Source organism: Limimaricola pyoseonensis (assembly GCF_900102015.1).
Classification (GTDB): Bacteria; Pseudomonadota; Alphaproteobacteria; order Rhodobacterales; family Rhodobacteraceae; genus Limimaricola; species Limimaricola pyoseonensis.
This window is the reverse complement of record NZ_FNAT01000004.1, coordinates 1-14,511: the sequence shown is the minus strand read 5'-3', so window position 1 is coordinate 14,511 and position 14,511 is coordinate 1. Positions and strand designations below refer to the sequence as shown.

At 70.0% G+C, this 14,511-nt stretch carries 16 protein-coding genes; 11 read left to right on the top strand and 5 right to left on the bottom strand.

Annotated elements, in window-relative coordinates:
• The first annotated feature begins 1 nt into the window (after position 1).
• From BLT43_RS09875 to BLT43_RS09825, 10 genes are all read left to right on the top strand, one after another.
• Positions 2 to 982: a sugar-binding transcriptional regulator gene (locus BLT43_RS09875; RefSeq protein WP_090112399.1), complete on the top strand. Its 981-nt coding sequence runs from the start codon at positions 2 to 4 to the stop codon at positions 980 to 982.
• Positions 979 to 1,635, top strand: coding sequence for a class II aldolase/adducin family protein (locus tag BLT43_RS09870; RefSeq protein WP_090112397.1), 657 nt, complete (start codon positions 979 to 981; stop codon positions 1,633 to 1,635). The genes BLT43_RS09875 and BLT43_RS09870 overlap by 4 nt, the downstream gene beginning before the upstream one ends.
• Positions 1,636 to 2,419: 784 nt before the next feature.
• The gene (locus tag BLT43_RS09860) at positions 2,420 to 3,454 is read left to right on the top strand and encodes an ABC transporter substrate-binding protein (protein WP_090112393.1); all 1,035 of its coding nucleotides are present in this window, start codon (positions 2,420 to 2,422) and stop codon (positions 3,452 to 3,454) included.
• Positions 3,454 to 4,275 (top strand): ABC transporter ATP-binding protein, encoded by an 822-nt coding sequence (locus BLT43_RS09855; RefSeq protein WP_090112391.1) that lies wholly within the window; start codon positions 3,454 to 3,456, stop codon positions 4,273 to 4,275. The genes BLT43_RS09860 and BLT43_RS09855 overlap by 1 nt, the downstream gene beginning before the upstream one ends.
• A 1-nt stretch (position 4,276) precedes the next feature.
• The gene (locus BLT43_RS09850; RefSeq protein WP_090112389.1) at positions 4,277 to 5,092 is read left to right on the top strand and encodes an ABC transporter permease; all 816 of its coding nucleotides are present in this window, start codon (positions 4,277 to 4,279) and stop codon (positions 5,090 to 5,092) included.
• 36 nt (positions 5,093 to 5,128) lie between these two features.
• Positions 5,129 to 6,490, top strand: a complete 1,362-nt coding sequence (locus tag BLT43_RS09845) for an FAD-dependent oxidoreductase (protein WP_090112387.1) — start codon at positions 5,129 to 5,131, stop codon at positions 6,488 to 6,490.
• The gene (locus BLT43_RS09840) at positions 6,487 to 7,647 is read left to right on the top strand and encodes a CaiB/BaiF CoA transferase family protein (protein ID WP_090112386.1); all 1,161 of its coding nucleotides are present in this window, start codon (positions 6,487 to 6,489) and stop codon (positions 7,645 to 7,647) included. Before BLT43_RS09845 ends, BLT43_RS09840 begins: the two co-directional genes overlap by 4 nt.
• Positions 7,644 to 8,417 carry an enoyl-CoA hydratase-related protein gene (locus BLT43_RS09835; RefSeq protein WP_090112385.1) on the top strand — a complete coding sequence of 258 codons (774 nt, stop codon included), beginning with the start codon at positions 7,644 to 7,646 and terminating at the stop codon, positions 8,415 to 8,417. The genes BLT43_RS09840 and BLT43_RS09835 overlap by 4 nt, the downstream gene beginning before the upstream one ends.
• A 13-nt stretch (positions 8,418 to 8,430) precedes the next feature.
• Positions 8,431 to 9,369, top strand: coding sequence for a LysR family transcriptional regulator (locus BLT43_RS09830; protein ID WP_090112384.1), 939 nt, complete (start codon positions 8,431 to 8,433; stop codon positions 9,367 to 9,369).
• Entirely contained in the window at positions 9,366 to 10,754 is a 1,389-nt protein-coding gene (locus BLT43_RS09825; RefSeq protein ID WP_207497490.1) for an amidohydrolase family protein, read from the top strand. The genes BLT43_RS09830 and BLT43_RS09825 overlap by 4 nt, the downstream gene beginning before the upstream one ends.
• A gap of 135 nt (positions 10,755 to 10,889) precedes the next feature.
• On the opposite strand, the gene BLT43_RS09820 is transcribed toward BLT43_RS09825, so the two are convergent.
• The 5 genes from BLT43_RS09820 to BLT43_RS19125 form a co-directional block, all read right to left on the bottom strand.
• Positions 10,890 to 12,344, bottom strand: coding sequence for an aldehyde dehydrogenase family protein (locus BLT43_RS09820; RefSeq protein WP_090112383.1), 1,455 nt, complete (start codon positions 12,342 to 12,344; stop codon positions 10,890 to 10,892).
• A gap of 32 nt (positions 12,345 to 12,376) precedes the next feature.
• The gene (locus BLT43_RS09815; protein ID WP_090112382.1) at positions 12,377 to 13,264 is read right to left on the bottom strand and encodes a dihydrodipicolinate synthase family protein; all 888 of its coding nucleotides are present in this window, start codon (positions 13,262 to 13,264) and stop codon (positions 12,377 to 12,379) included.
• Between the two features lie 6 nt (positions 13,265 to 13,270).
• Positions 13,271 to 13,612 carry a ferredoxin gene (fdxA, locus tag BLT43_RS09810; protein ID WP_090112381.1) on the bottom strand — a complete coding sequence of 114 codons (342 nt, stop codon included), beginning with the start codon at positions 13,610 to 13,612 and terminating at the stop codon, positions 13,271 to 13,273.
• Between the two features lie 150 nt (positions 13,613 to 13,762).
• Positions 13,763 to 13,924, bottom strand: a complete 162-nt coding sequence (locus tag BLT43_RS19130; protein ID WP_165612584.1) for a hypothetical protein — start codon at positions 13,922 to 13,924, stop codon at positions 13,763 to 13,765.
• A gap of 138 nt (positions 13,925 to 14,062) precedes the next feature.
• On the bottom strand, positions 14,063 to 14,398 hold the full coding sequence (locus tag BLT43_RS19125) for a VOC family protein (RefSeq protein WP_242652267.1): 336 nt from the start codon (positions 14,396 to 14,398) through the stop codon (positions 14,063 to 14,065).
• Here BLT43_RS19125 and BLT43_RS19505 point away from each other — a divergent pair.
• Positions 14,298 to 14,511: hypothetical protein (locus tag BLT43_RS19505; RefSeq protein ID WP_131802639.1), on the top strand; the 214-nt coding region annotated here is incomplete at its 3' end. The genes BLT43_RS19125 and BLT43_RS19505 overlap by 101 nt on opposite strands.

Here is a 14,511-nt window from a genome sequence, read left to right as displayed (position 1 = left end):
GATGACGACGCCTTCGGCCCCGCGCCGCCGCCTCGACGGCGAGGACCGCCAGATCGACGCGATCATCGAGGCGGCCTGGTGCTACTACCATGACGGGCTGAACCAGAGCGACATCGCCGCGCGGATGGGGGTCAGCCGCGCCAGCGTGGTGAACTACCTCGCCGAGGCGCGCCGGCGCAACTATGTCCGGATCTCGCTCGACACCGAGATCTTCCGCGCCAGCGCGCTGGCCGAGCGGATCCGCGAGCGGTTCGGCCTGGCCGGGGCGCTGGTGGTGCCCTCCGATGCGGCCGAGGTCGCGCGCAGCTCCGATCGGGTGATCCGCGCGGCCTCGGACTGGCTGCCGCAGCTGCTCGAGCCGGGCGACCGGCTCGGCGTGGCCTGGGGCGAGACGATCTACCGGCTGGCCGGGGCGGCGCCGCACCAGCCGATCCGCGAGCTGACGGTGGTGCAGCTTCTCGGCTCGCGCCCCGCGGCGCTCGGCTTCGCGGCCGAGACCTGCTCGGCGACGCTGGCCGCGCGCTTCGATGCGCGCTGCGTCAACCTGCACGTGCCGCTGCTTCTGTCGGACGAGGATCTCTGCACCCGGCTCAAGCGCGAGCCGGTGGTGGCCGAGCAGCTGCGCGCCGTGGCGGACTGCAACAAGGTGGTGTTCGCGGCCGGCACCTGCGGCCCCGACAGCCACATGGCGCGCACCGGCCTGCTCGACCGCGACAGGCTGGCCGAGTTCCGCGCCGCCGGCGCGGCCGGCGTGATCTGCGGCCGGCTGATCGACGCGGCGGGCCGGCCGATGCGCTCCGAGATCGAGGACCGGATGATCGGCGTGACGCTCGAGCAGATGCGGGACAAGCCGCTGCGGCTGCTGGTCGCCGCCGATGCCGACCGGCTCGAGGCGAGCCGGGCCGCCATTCTCGGTGGCTACGCCACGCATCTGGCGACGAGCTCGGACATGGCAGAACACTTGCTTGGAGGTGCCCGATGACCGGGTTCGAGGACGGGCCGGAACTGCGCCAGTCGATCATCGACGCCTGCCGCTGGATGAACGCGCGCGGCATCAACCAGGGCACCTCCGGCAACATCTCGGTGCGCCTGACGGACGGGATGCTGATCACGCCCTCGGGCATCCCCTACGACGCCCTGATGCCCGAGATGCTCGTGACGATGCCGCTGTCCGGCGGGGCGGATAGCGGCGGCCCGGTCCGGCCCTCGAGCGAGTGGCGCTTCCACCAGGCGCTGCTGCGGTCGCGGCGGGACATGCGCGTGGTGGTCCATGCCCATCCCGCCCATGCCACCGCCGTCGCCATGCAGGGACGGCCGATCCCCGCCTGCCACTACATGGTCGCGGCCTTCGGCGGATCGGACCTGCCGATCGCGCCCTATGCGCTGTTCGGCAGCGAGGCGCTGGCCGAGCACATGCGCCGCACTCTCGAGACCCGCCATGGCTGCCTGATGGAAAGCCATGGCGCGACGGTGCTGGGCGAAAGCATCGAACGCGCGCTGTGGCGGATGGAGGAGCTCGAGAACATCGCCCGGATCTACCTGCTCAGCCGGCAGGACGGACAGCCGAAACTGCTGAGCGAGGCCCAGATGCAGGAGGTCATCGCCGCGTTTGCCGGTTACGGACCTGGCCGCTGAGCCGGCTTGGGCAGCGTGCATTCCGGCTTAGCACGTGAGGCGGCTGTGACGTATAGATCAACGATCGGTCACTGCGTCCGCACATGATCGCGGCGACCGAGACACCCTCGGCCTCCCAGCCGGCCGACAGGATCGGGGCAACTCCAATCAAAGCCGACAACGCTGACCTCAGGCTGTTCCGGGATGTCGGCTTCGGCGTACCGATCTTGCTGCAGGTGCAAGCCGCTTTCTACGACATAACGTAGATTACACGTATCTAAAGTATGTAACGGCATGCGCCACTTCTAACTGCAATTCCATTTCGAAAATCACGCACTATCAGTGACCTGCTTTCCTGACAGTCCTCGTTCAAAGGTTAGCTCTGTTCAGGGTTTGGTCGTTTTCAGCCCGTTGGCGATACTCGCGGGGCGTCAGCCAAGGCGCCATACGTACGGACGATATTGTAGTACCTAGCGGATCGAGTTCGTGCTGACGCCGTAGCGTTCGCGCTGCCCGCTCACCGCCTTGTCCTCCTGCGGGCGACAGATCGATCTCCGGGGACGGGACAGCCCCATCAGAGGCTGCTCACACGACCCGAACGGGGCCTGTAGCAGCGTAATCCCGCCGCCGCCGAACCGGGGTGTCCCGGCATCCTCGGTCATCTGACTATCCAAAGGACATGTTGCCGAAATTAGAGCGGCACAGCGCAAATTTTCTTCTTTATTGGAACGCCTGCGGTTCGCATCATCGCTCGTGACGGACAGGGTCGGGAGGGATCCGGAGGTCCGGAACAGGGAGAGATGACATGCCGAATACCAATCTTGGCCGGCGCCAGCTGCTGCAGATGACGGGCACCGCCGCCCTCTTCGCGGGCTTGCCCGCATTCGTCGGGGTCGGGCCCGCCGCCGCGGGCGGTCTCAAGACGGTCGAGATGCAGCTCGGCTGGCTGGCCTCGAACGGCCTGCTGGGCGAGGTGGTCGCCCAGAACAAGGGCTATTACGAGGCGGAGGGCGTCGAGCTGAAGATCACGCCCGGCGGCCCGAACGTCGACGGCGTGGGCTCGGTCGCGGCCGGGCGCGCCGCGGTGGGCCAGATCTCGTCGAGCCCCTCGGTCATGCTGGCCCGCTCCGCCGGCATCCCGGTCAAGGCCTTCGCCGCCGGCTACCAGAAGCATCCCTTCACCTACTTCTCGCTGGCCGGGGACCCGATCCGCGCGCCGCAGGACATGGTCGGCAAGACCATCGCCACCCAGCCCACCGCGCACATCCTTCTCAAGGCGTTGCTCGTGGCCAACGACATTCCCGAGGACCAGGTCGAGATCGTCAACATGGGCTCGGACATGAACCAGCTGCTGACCGGCCAGGCCGCCGCCGTCACCGGCTGGCTGACCAACACCGCCGCGCTCGACGTGCTGGGCGAGGACCGGGTCGACCTGATGCTGTGGGACACCGGCATCCAGCTCTACGCCACGGTCTACTACGCCACCGACGAGACCATCGAGACCGAGGCCGAGACGCTGGCCGGCTTCACCCGCGCCACGGCGCGCGGCTGGGCCGACGTGCGCGCCGACCCCGAGGCGGCGGTCGAGATGCTGGTCGCGGCCTATCCGAACCTCGACCGCGAGGCCGAGCTGCGGGCGGTGCGGCAGGTGCTCGACTTCGTCTTCACCGACGCCACCGCCGAAAGCGGCTGGGGCACGATGGACCGCACCAAGTGGGAGCGGCAGATCGCCAGCTACGCCGATCTCGGCCAGTTCGACGGCAACACCCCCACGGTCGACGACGTCATGACGCTGAAGATCCTCGAGATGACCGCCGACGCGCGCAGGGAGGTCTCGTGATGGCCCTCGCCGAACGCCACGACGCGACCGGCAACCCCGTCCCGCCCGCGGCGGCACGGGGCAAGGACGGGGCGATCCGGGTCGAGAACCTCGACGTCACCTTCGGCCAGGCGCCGGGGCTGGTCACCGCGCTCAAGGACGTCTCGGTCGAGATCCCGCAGGGCGCCTTCGTCACCATTCTCGGCCCCTCGGGCTGCGGCAAGTCCACGCTGATGCGCGCGGTCGCCGACCTCGTGCCGGCGGCGCGCGGCGCGATCGACGTGCAGGGCAAGCCGCCGGCCGAGGCGCGGCGCGACCGCAGCTTCTCCTACGTGTTCCAGGACGCGACGCTGCTGCCCTGGCGCACCGCGCTCGAGAACGTCGCCCTGCCGCTCGAGGTGGGTGGCGGCGGCGAGGTGCATGCCGACCCGCGGGCGCTGCTGGAGCTGGTGGGCCTCAAGGGCCGCGAGAACGCGCTGCCGGGCGAGCTGTCGGGCGGCATGCGCCAGCGCGTCGCCATCGCCCGCGCGCTGGTGACCAAGCCGAAGATCCTGCTGATGGACGAGCCCTTCGGCGCGCTCGACGAGATCACCCGCGACAAGCTCAACGAGGAGATGCTGCGGATCTGGCGCGAGACCGGCACCACGATCCTCTTCGTCACCCACTCGATTCCCGAGGCGGCGTTCCTCGGAGAATACGTGCTCATGCTCGCCGCCCATCCGGGCCGGGTGAAGGAATTCATGAAGATCGACCTGCCGCCCGAACGGCGGCTCGCGGATCGCGACACGCTGGAGTTCGTCCAGATCACCGCGCATCTGCGCAAGCTCCTGGAGGAATGCTGACATGGCCGAGGCGACGCAAATCCCGATGCCGGTGGCCCCGCCGCGGATGAGCCGGCTGATCGACATGGCGATCGCGCGCGGCCCGGCGCTGGCCGCGGTGGCGGGGCTGCTGGGGCTGTGGCAGCTCGTGGTCTGGGGCTTCGAGGTGCCCGAATACATGGCGCCGAGCCCGCTGGCCGTGCTGCGCGCCTTCGGCGACAACGCCGGCGTGCTGTGGCTGAACTTCTGGCCCACCTTCCTCGAGGCCGCGCTCGGCTTCGTCGCGGGCAACCTCGTGGCGATCGCGCTGGCGGTCTGGTTCGTGCACAGCTCCACCGCCGAGCGCGCCTTCTTCCCGATCGCGGTCTTCGTCAACACCATCCCGATCATCGCCGTGGCGCCGATCCTGGTGCTGATCTTCGGCAACGGCTTCGCCCCCAAGATCATCATCGCGGGCCTGATCTGCTTCTTCCCGACGCTGGTGAACATGGTGCGCGGTCTCAAGGCGGTCTCGCCCGCGACGCTCGACCTGATGCGGGTGCTCTCGGCCTCGAAGTCCGAGATCTTCTGGAAGGTGCGCCTGCAAAGCTCGCTGCCCTTCCTCTTCGCCGCGCTCAAGATCGCCTCCACCACCTGCGTGATCGGCGCCATCGTGGCCGAGTGGATCGGCTCGAATTACGGGCTCGGCGCGCTGATCATCGAGGCCACCTTCAACTTCCGCTCGCCGCTGCTCTACGCGACCGTCTTCACCGCCGCCCTGCTCGCCGTGGTGATGTTCGCCCTCGTCAGCTTCGCGGAATCCAAGCTTGTCCGCTGGAAGAGCGGCGACGTGCACTGACCGCCACCGGCGCAAAAGAAAACTAGGAGAATCAACATGTTGAACAAAACCATCAGGGAGAGTCTGCGCGACACCCCGATCGTCGACCGTTCCGACGTGGTGGTGGTCGGCGGCGGCCCCGCCGGGATCTCGGCCGCGGTCTCGGCGGCGCGCAACGGCGCCAGCGTGACCCTGCTCGAGCGCTACCCCTACCTGGGCGGGCTGGCCGCCGGCGGCATGGTGCTGCTGCTCGACGACATGCACAACGACACCGAGATCACGGTGAAGGGCATCTGCATGGAGATGATCGAGCGGATGCGTTCGATCGGCTTGTGCCACACGCCCCCCGAGGAGGACCGGATGCCCGGCCGCCGCGAAACCCAGGAGAACTGGAAGAAGTACTCGCGCTGGGGGATGTTCGACTTCCACACCCAGTCGATGCCGCACCCGGTCTGCTTCGCCGCCGCCTTCGATCCCGACGGCTACAAGAAGGTCTCCTACGACCTGATGCAGGACGCCAAGGTCAAGCTCAGGCTGCACAGCTGGTTCTCCTCGACCATCGTCGAGGACGGCCGGGTCAAGGGCGTGATCTGCGAGACCAAGGAAGGCCGTCAGGCGATCATGGGCGACGTGGTGATCGACGCCACCGGCGATCTCGACGTCGCCGCCTCGGCCGGCGCGCGCTTCCAGGAGGCGAGCTTCATCCTGACCACCGTGTCGCGCTGGGGCAATGTCGACACCGACCGCGCCGAGGCCTGGCAGTACTCCAACCCCGAGGAGTTCCAGCGCCTCGACCACGAGGCCAAGCGGATCATCGGCGGCTGCTGGAACTACTGGTGGCTGAAGACGCCGCTGCCCGGCGTGGTCTGGCTCAACTGCCCGCACATGCCGCAATACAGCGGCCTCTCGGTCGAGGGCCTGACCGGCGCCGAGTTCGAGGGACGCCGGCGGATGGAGGAGCTGATGACCTTCGCCCGCGAGAACCTGCCCGGCTTCGAAAAGGCGCATGTGGTCGATTTCGCGCCGCAGACCGGGGTGCGCACCACCCGCCTGCTCGAGGGCGAATACGTGGTCACCAAGGACGACGTGATGAAGCGCCGGCACTTCGCCGACACGGTCTGCCGCGGCCGCGACTACTACACGCCCTACGGCGCGCTGCTGCCGAAGGACGTCGACAACCTGCTGGTCGCGGGCCGGCACTACTCCTGCACCCCGCAGGCGCAGAAGAAGAGCCGCGAGATCCCGCCCTGCATGGCCCAGGGCGAGGCGGTGGGCGTCGCCGCGACCGTCGCGCTCAATGCCGGCGTCACCGTGCGCGAGGCCGACGTCGCCGCGATCCAGCGCCAGATGCGCGCGCAGGGCGCCGACCCGGGCGACGTGCCCTCCGACAACGCCCTCAAGCTGGAGGCTGCCGAATGACCAACCCCCTGCCCCTCGACGGCATCCGGGTGATCGATTTCACCCAGGTGATGCTCGGACCCTCCTGCACCCAGGTGCTGGCCGATTACGGCGCCGAGGTGATCAAGGTGGAAAAGGAGAAGATCGGCGATCTGTCGCGCTGGTCTCTGGGCGCCGACCCGGACGGGCTCAACAACCCGATCTTCTGTTCGCTGAACCGCAACAAGAAGAGCCTCGCGCTGAACCTCAAATCCGAGGAGGCCCGCGCCCAGGTGCTCGAGCTGATCGACGACGCCGATGTCGTGGTCAACAACTTCCGCCCCGGCGTGATGGAACGGATGGGCATGGGCTACGCGGACCTCAAGGCCCGCAACCCCGGCATCATCTACGCCGTGGGCACCGGCTTCGGGCTCGAAGGCCCCAACAGGCACAAGGGCGGGCAGGACATCCTCGCCCAGGCGATGAGCGGCGTGATGGAGCGCCGCTCGGACCCCGAACTGCCGCGCGCGATCTTCTCGACCGCGCTGTGCGACTACACCGCCGGGATGCACCTCGTCCAAGGCGTGCTGCTGGCGCTGCTGCAGCGCCAGAAGACCGGCGAGGGGCAGCAGGTGGCGGTCAGCCTCTACTCCTCGATGCTGGCGATGCAGATGCAGGAGGCCGCCGCCCACATGATGCGCGGCCGCGACCTGAACTGGGGCGCCTTCCCGCTCACCGGCGTGTTCGAGACCACGACCGAGCCCTTCGTCATGGTCGGCGCCTTCAAGGAGAACCCGTTGCGCGACATCTGCAATGCGCTGGGGATCGAGGATATCTCGAAGGAGGAGCGCTTCTGCGACTTCGACGCGCAGGCCGCGCATCGCGCCGAGCTGCAGGCGATCTTCAAGCGCGAATTCGCCAAGAACAGCCGCGAGCATTGGCTCGCGCGGCTCGAGGAGGTCGACATCCTCTGCGCGCCGGTGCGCACGCTGGCCGAGGCGCTCGAGGACGAGCAGACCATCGTCAACAACATGGTGATCGAGGCGGGCGAGACCCCGGCCGGCCCGATCCGACTCGTCGGCAGCCCGATCGACATGTCGGCGGCGCCGCTCAGCGTCCGGCAGGGCCCGCCGCGGCTTGGCGAGCACAACGGCGAGATCTTGGCATCGCTCGCCCCGAAGAAGGCGCAGGTGGCATGACCGTCCATTACGAGGTGCGCGACCGCATCGCCCGGGTCACCATCGACCGGCCCGAGGTGATGAACGCGGTCGACCAGAAGACCGAGGCCGCGCTGGAGCGGGTCTGGTGCGACATCGAGGAGCGCGACGACATTTCCGTCGCGGTCCTCACCGGGGCCGGCGACAAGGCCTTCTCGGTCGGCGCCGACATGAAGGACTCCTCGCTCTCGGGGTTGGAGTATTGGGCGGCGCCGCGCCCCAACGGCTTCGGCGGCATTTCCTTCCGCCGCTCGCTCGACGTGCCGCTGATCGCGCGGGTCAACGGCTACGCGCTCGGCGGCGGCTTCGAGATGGTGCTGGGCGCCGACATCGTGATCGCCTCCGAGACCGCGAAGTTCGGCCTGCCGGAGGCGCGCGTCGGGCGGATGCCGCTCGATGGCGGCATGGTGATGCTGCAGCGCAAGATCCCGCACAACCTCGCCATGGGGGTGATGCTGGGCGGGCGGCGCATCGACGCGGCCACAATGGCGCGCTTCGGCCTCGTCAACGAGGTGGCGGCGGCGGACGAGCTCGACGTCGTGACCGGGCGCTGGATCAAGGACATCGCCGCCTCGGCGCCGCTGTCGCTGCGCGCGATCAAGCAGGTCGTCAACCGCACCGGCCACCTGAGCCCGTCCGAGGCGCAGGCGATGAAGCTGCCCGCGGTTGTGAAGGCGCTCAAAAGCGCCGATGCTGACGAGGGCGTTCGCGCCTTCCTCGAAAAGCGCGCGCCGGTCTGGCAGGGCGCCTGACCGGAGAGACGACATGCACGCAGCCTTCCTGCGCTATTTCACGGTGGTCGCGCGCGCGGGCTCGATCCGCGCCGCCTCCGAGCAGCTGCATGTCGCCTCCTCGGCCATCTCGCGCCAGATCCAGAAGGTCGAGGACGAGCTCGGCACGCCGCTCTTCGAGCGGCTGCCGGGCGGGCTGCGGCTGACGCAGGCCGGCAAGACGGTGCTGTCGCATGCCGAGCGCACGCTCAACGATTTCGAGCTTCTGAAGGGCGAGCTGGGCGAGATGCGCGGCGAGAAGACCGGCACCGTCTCGATCGCCTCGCTCGACAGCCTTCTGGTAAGCTTCCTGCCCGAGCAGATCAGCCGCTTCCACAAGGCCCACCCGAAGGTCGACTTCCGGGTCCGCAGCGGCGCGCATGGCAGCATCGCCACGATGGTGGCCGAGGGCGAGGCCGATCTCGGCATCACCTTCAGCCTCGCCCGGCCCGAGGACACCGCCTTCGTCTCGCCGGTGCCGATGCCGCTGATGGCGATGGTGGCCAGCCACCACCCGCTGGCCGACCGTAGCTCGGTCACGCTGGCGGACTGCGCCGCCTACAACCTGCTTTTGCAGCTCGACACCGCGCCGATCCGCTCGCTGATCGAGATGGAGCTGTCGGTGCTGAACCGCACCGGCCGCGTGCTCGCGGCCTCGAACAACCTGATGATGCTCAAGCCGATGATCCTCGCCGGCGACGGCGTCGCCTTCTACACGCCGCTCGGCATGGTGCACGAGCTCGACGAAGGCTCGATCGTCGCCGTGCCGCTCGAGGGCACCCGGCTCGGCGGGCTGGAGATGGGCTTCCTCGTGCCGCGCCGGCGCAAGCTGACGCAGGCCGCCGAGGCGCTGCTCGAACAGCTTTCCGACAGCTTCGAGACGCTGCGCGGCGCGCCCTGGATGCGCAAGCTGTCGGGGCTGGAGCAGGCGTGACCGCGCTCGCGGCCGACCTGTGGTGGCCGCACCCCGGCCATGGCGCGCCCGAGGGCCCCTGCCGGATCGATTTCGACCCCGGCCCGCGCGCCCGTCCGGGCCAGGGCGGCACCGGCAGGATCGCCCTGTCCGCCCCGGTCAACGGCCACGACCACGGCTACGGGTTGCGCACGCTGGATTTCGGCGCGCCCGACGACGCGCTCGAGCCGTGGATCGCCGGGCTGCGGCTCAGGCCGCGCACCGACCCCCATCTCGAGGCGCTGGTCGCCTTCGCCCGCCTTGCCCGCGCCGGCTGCGCCGGGACCGTGCATTGCCACAACTCGCTCAACGCCGCGGCGCTGGTCGATGAGGCCGGCGCCGTGGTGCGCGCGGCGCGCGAGGTCGGCCTGCGGCTGGCGCTGAGCTGCCCGCTGCTCGACGCCGCGCCGCTGGTCTATGGCGGCGCCGCCGCCTACCGCGCCAGCCTGCCGGCCGGGGACGCGGACTGGCTCGACAGACTGCTGCCGTCCTACGCCCCGGTGCCCGAGCAGATCGCCGCGGTCGAGGAAGTCATGCGCCGCCACCAGGGGCCGGGGGTCGACGTGCAGTTCGGCCCGATCGGCCCGCAATGGTGCTCAGACGCGATGCTCGCCGCCGTGGCCGCAGCCTCCGAACGCACGGGGCGGCGCATCCACATGCATCTCCTGGAGAGCCCCCGCCAGCCCGACTGGCTCGACCGCCGCTTCCCGCAGGGCGTGGTCGCGCATCTCGACGCGATCGGCTTTCTCTCGCCGCGCCTGACCGTGGCGCATGGCGTGCAGCTCACCGCCGCCGAGGCGGATCTGCTGGCCGAGCGCGGCGTGCGGCTCGCCTCCAACCCCTCGGCCAACCTGCGGCTGCGCTCGGGCATCCTGCCTGGCGCTGTCCGGGCGCGCATGGCCACCGGGATCGGGCTCGACGGCACCGGCTTCGACGACGCGCAGGACATCTGGGCCGAGATGCGGCTGTTCCATTTGCTGCAATCCGGGCGCGGCCTCGACCCCGCGCTCACCGCCGCCGAGACCTTCGAGGCCGCCTGCGGCGTCAACGCCGATATCGGCGCAATGCCGCGCGGCCGCGACGTGGTGACGCTCGACTGGGCCGCGCTCACCGCCGATGCGCTCTGGCCCGATGAGGACCCCGCCGGCCGCATCCTCGCCCGCGCCGGCGCGGCGCATGTGCGCGACCTCGTGGTCGAGGGGCGCGCGGTGCTGCGCGACGGCGTGCTGACGGGGCTGGATTTCGACGCCGCGCGGGCCGAGCTGCTGGCGCAGGCCCGCGCCGACCTGCCGCGGCTCGAGGCGCTGCGCCCGGTGGCGCGCCGCCTCGCCGCGCTGACGCGGGCGCATTACCGCACCACGACGTAGCCGCCGCCGCCCTGCCCCGAACCCGGCCCGGCAGCGGGTGAGGCGCCGCCGGGCCGGGCAAAAAGGCGCGCGCCGCATCGAAGCGGACGCGCGCCGAAGGGGGCCGCCGGTGGGAGGGCGGCCCGGGGGGACGCCTCAGGCCTTGATGTAGGCCGTCTTGACCGTGGTGTAGAACTCGCGCGCGTACTGCCCCTGCTCGCGCGGGCCGTAGCTCGAACCTTTCCGCCCGCCGAAGGGGGTGTGGTAGTCGACGCCGGCCGTCGGCAGGTTGACCATCACCATGCCGGCCTCGGCATGGCGGCGGAAATGCGAGGCGCGCCCGAGGCTCGTGGTGCAGATCCCGGCCGAGAGACCGAAGCCGGTGTCGTTGGCCACGCGCAGCGCCTCATCGTAATCGGCGACCTTGATCACCGTGGCGACGGGCCCGAAGATCTCCTCGCGATTGATGCGCATCTCGTTGGTGGTGTTCGTGAACAGCGCCGGCGTCATGAAATGACCGGGCGTCGCGCCTTCGATCAACTCGCCGCCGCAGACCAGCGTCGCGCCCTCCTCCCGGCCGATCTTCACGTAGCGCCGGTTCTGCTCGAGCTGGCCCTCGTCAACCACCGGGCCGATCTGGGTCGCCGGGTCGAGCGGATCGCCGACCTTCAGCGCTTCGAGCTTTTCGGTCAGCGCAGTGACGAAGCGGTCATGGATGCCCTCGGTCACGATCAGCCGCGACGAGGCCGTGCAGCGCTGGCCGGTCGAGAAGAAGGCGCCGTTCAGCGCGCAGTCGACCGCCGTGTCGAGATCGGCGTCGTCGAGCACCACGAGGGGGTTCTTGCCGCCCATCTCGAGCTGCACCTTCTTCATCCGGGCCACGCATGTCTCCGCGACCATGCGGCCGGTCTCGACCGAGCCGGTGAAGCTCACCGCGTCGATCTCCGGGTTCTCGAGGATCTCGGCGCCCACCTCCGAGCCGCGACCCATGACGAGGTTGAACACGCCCTTGGGCACGCCCGCCTCGGCGAGGATCTCGGCGATCGCCCAAGCGCAGCCCGGCGTCAGGTCGGCGGGCTTGAGCACCACGCAGTTGCCGTAAGCCAGCGCCGGGGCGATCTTCCAGGCGGGAATGGCGATCGGGAAGTTCCACGGCGTGATCAACCCGATCACCCCCAGCGCCTCGCGCTGCACCGTGACCTCAACGCCGGGGCGCACGCTGTCCACCAGGTCGCCGGTCTGGCGCAGCGTCTCGCCGGCGAAGAAGCCGAAGACCTGGCTCGCGCGCATCACCTCGCCCCTGGCCTCGGCCAGCGTCTTGCCCTCCTCGCGCGCCAGCAGCCGGCCAAGCTCGTCCGCGCGCGCGGCGATCCGGTCGGAGACGGCCTTCAGCAGGTCGTGGCGCTGCTGCGGGCCCGAGCGGCTCCACTCGGGAAAGGCGGCGCGGGCGGCGGCGATGGCGCGGCGGGCGTCGTCGCGCGAGGCGCGGGCATAGCGGCCCACCACCTCGTCGGTGTTGGCCGGGTTGCGGTTCTCGTTCACCGAGGCGCCCTCGACCCATTCGCCGTCGATGAGGTTGCGGTGCGGATCGGTGATGTTGCGCATGTCCATGATCAGTCCTGTTCGTATCGGTATGAGTGGTTTCAGGCGGGCTCGGCGGCGAGCACCGCGGCGGGCGGCAGCGCCGCCTCCTGCTCGGGGGTGAGCGGGGCCAGCGGCGGCAGAACCGTCGCGTAGCCCGGCGCGTCGTGCAGCCGCGCCACCAGCGCCTTGACGCTGGGGATGAGCGGCGTGCGCGAGATCGCCGCCCGGCGGCGGCCCAGCTCCTCGGCAAGGCCCGCGTCGCCCGGATCGGCCCGGAGCCGGCCGGCCAGCGGCGCCGTGAGGTTCACCGTGGCCGAGATGCATCCCGCGAAGCCGCGCACGGGCGCTTGCGCCAGCGCGGATTCGTCGCTCGGGAAGACGTCGAAGCCGGGGATCGCGGCCAGCGCGGCGGCGTAGTCGAGATCGCCCGAGCTGTCCTTGGCGCCGGCGATGCGGTCCGGGAAGGCGGCCTTCAGCCGCGCCGCAATAGCCGGCGCCAAGCGCAGCCCCGTCATCTGCGGAAAGTTGTAGAGGTAGATCGGCACCGGCCGGTCGGCCGTGCGGGCGACCAGTGCGGCGAAGAAGGCGAAGAGCCCGTCATCGCTCACCCCCTTGTAGTAGTAGGGCGGCAGCACCAGCGCGCCGGCATAGCCGCATTCGGCGGCATGGCGGGTCAGAGCCACCGTGGTCTCGAGATCCGGGCAGCCGGTGCCGACCATCATCCGCGCCGGGTCGAACCCGGCGGCGGCCGCGGTCATCAGCGTCATGCGCGCGTCGGCGCCGATCGAGTTCGCCTCGCCGGTGGTGCCGAGCACATTCAGCCCGTCGCAGCCGTTCTCGAGCAGCCAGCGCGCATGGCGCAAGAACAGGGCGGTGTCGGGTCGGTCCCCGGCGTCGAAGGGCGTGGCAATGGCGGCAAGCACGCCGCGGATCGGTGTGGGGGACATGGGGCCTCAGGCAGGTTGCTGTTCGGGTTTCGCGACGGCGGCGACCTCCGGGTGGTCGACCGGCACGGAGACGGACCTGTCCCAGCCGCCCGGGTCGCCGAGCCCCGAGACCTCGGGGCCGAAGAAGTCGCGGTTGATCGTCTCGAAGCGGCGCGCCGCCTCGGGCAGTTCCTGATCGTAGTGGATCGCGTCGACCGGGCAGATCGACAGGCAGAGCCCGCAATTGATGCATTCGCCCGGGTGGATGTAGAACATCCGCCCGCCCTCGTAGATGCAGTCCGCCGGGCAGGCGAGCGTGCAGGCCCCGTCCTTCACGTCGATGCAGGGCTCGGTGATCACATAGGCCATTGGCTCCCCCGGATCCTTCCGTCCGAGCCACTATCGGGCCAGCGCCCGATCCAATAAAGTAGAGAAAATCGGCTCCTCCGTTGCCTTTTCGGCAACAGAGGAGGGCGGCGAGATGGGTGTGGCTGCGCTGCCTTGGTCGCGGCGCTCAGTTCACCGGATGTCGCGAATACCCGGCGCCGCATCGCGCTCGGTGCTTGGGGTGAAGCCCAGAACCGGCACGTCGAGCAGGTCGAGGTTCGGCCACGGGGTGCCGGCCGCCTGCGCAGGCGTGACGGACGCGATCGGGCCGCCAGCGACCGGCTTCGCGGGCAACGGTCCTGCAAGGCCGCCGCCGAAAGGGCCCGGGGCCATCGGGCCCCGGCCGATGTCTTTCGCGAGAAGCCGACCGGGTAGATCCGGTCGGTCGATCAGGCGGGCGCGGCGAGAACCGCGCTCAGCAAGTCTTCGAGCTTACGCGAGTTCGACGACCGAGCCGTCCGCGCGCTCGAATGCGAACGAAAGGCCCTCGGGGCCGGCCGTCACCCGTGCCAGGTGATCGACGCCCAGGCGGGCGAGGATCTCCTGCAGCTTCTCCGGCTCGGGATGCTGCAGTCCGATCTCCTTCAGCGTCAGGCCGAGATCGGCCATGTTTTCGCTCGGATGGGCGCCGGGCGACCACTCGATGAAGGCGGGGATCAGGCCGCCCATGGGCAGGCTGCCATCGCGCGGCACCGTCAGGCGCCAGCTGCGGCCGCCGCGGCTAAACGGGACGATCTCGCCCAGATCGATCGGGCTCGCCGCGACCACGGCATCGAGATCCTCGGTCGAGCATTTCCGCAACGTGCTTCGCCACGCGGTCGAGACCCAGCCGCACGTGCTGGCGCTGCGCGTGGACGAGAGCCTCTACTTCCCCAACGCCC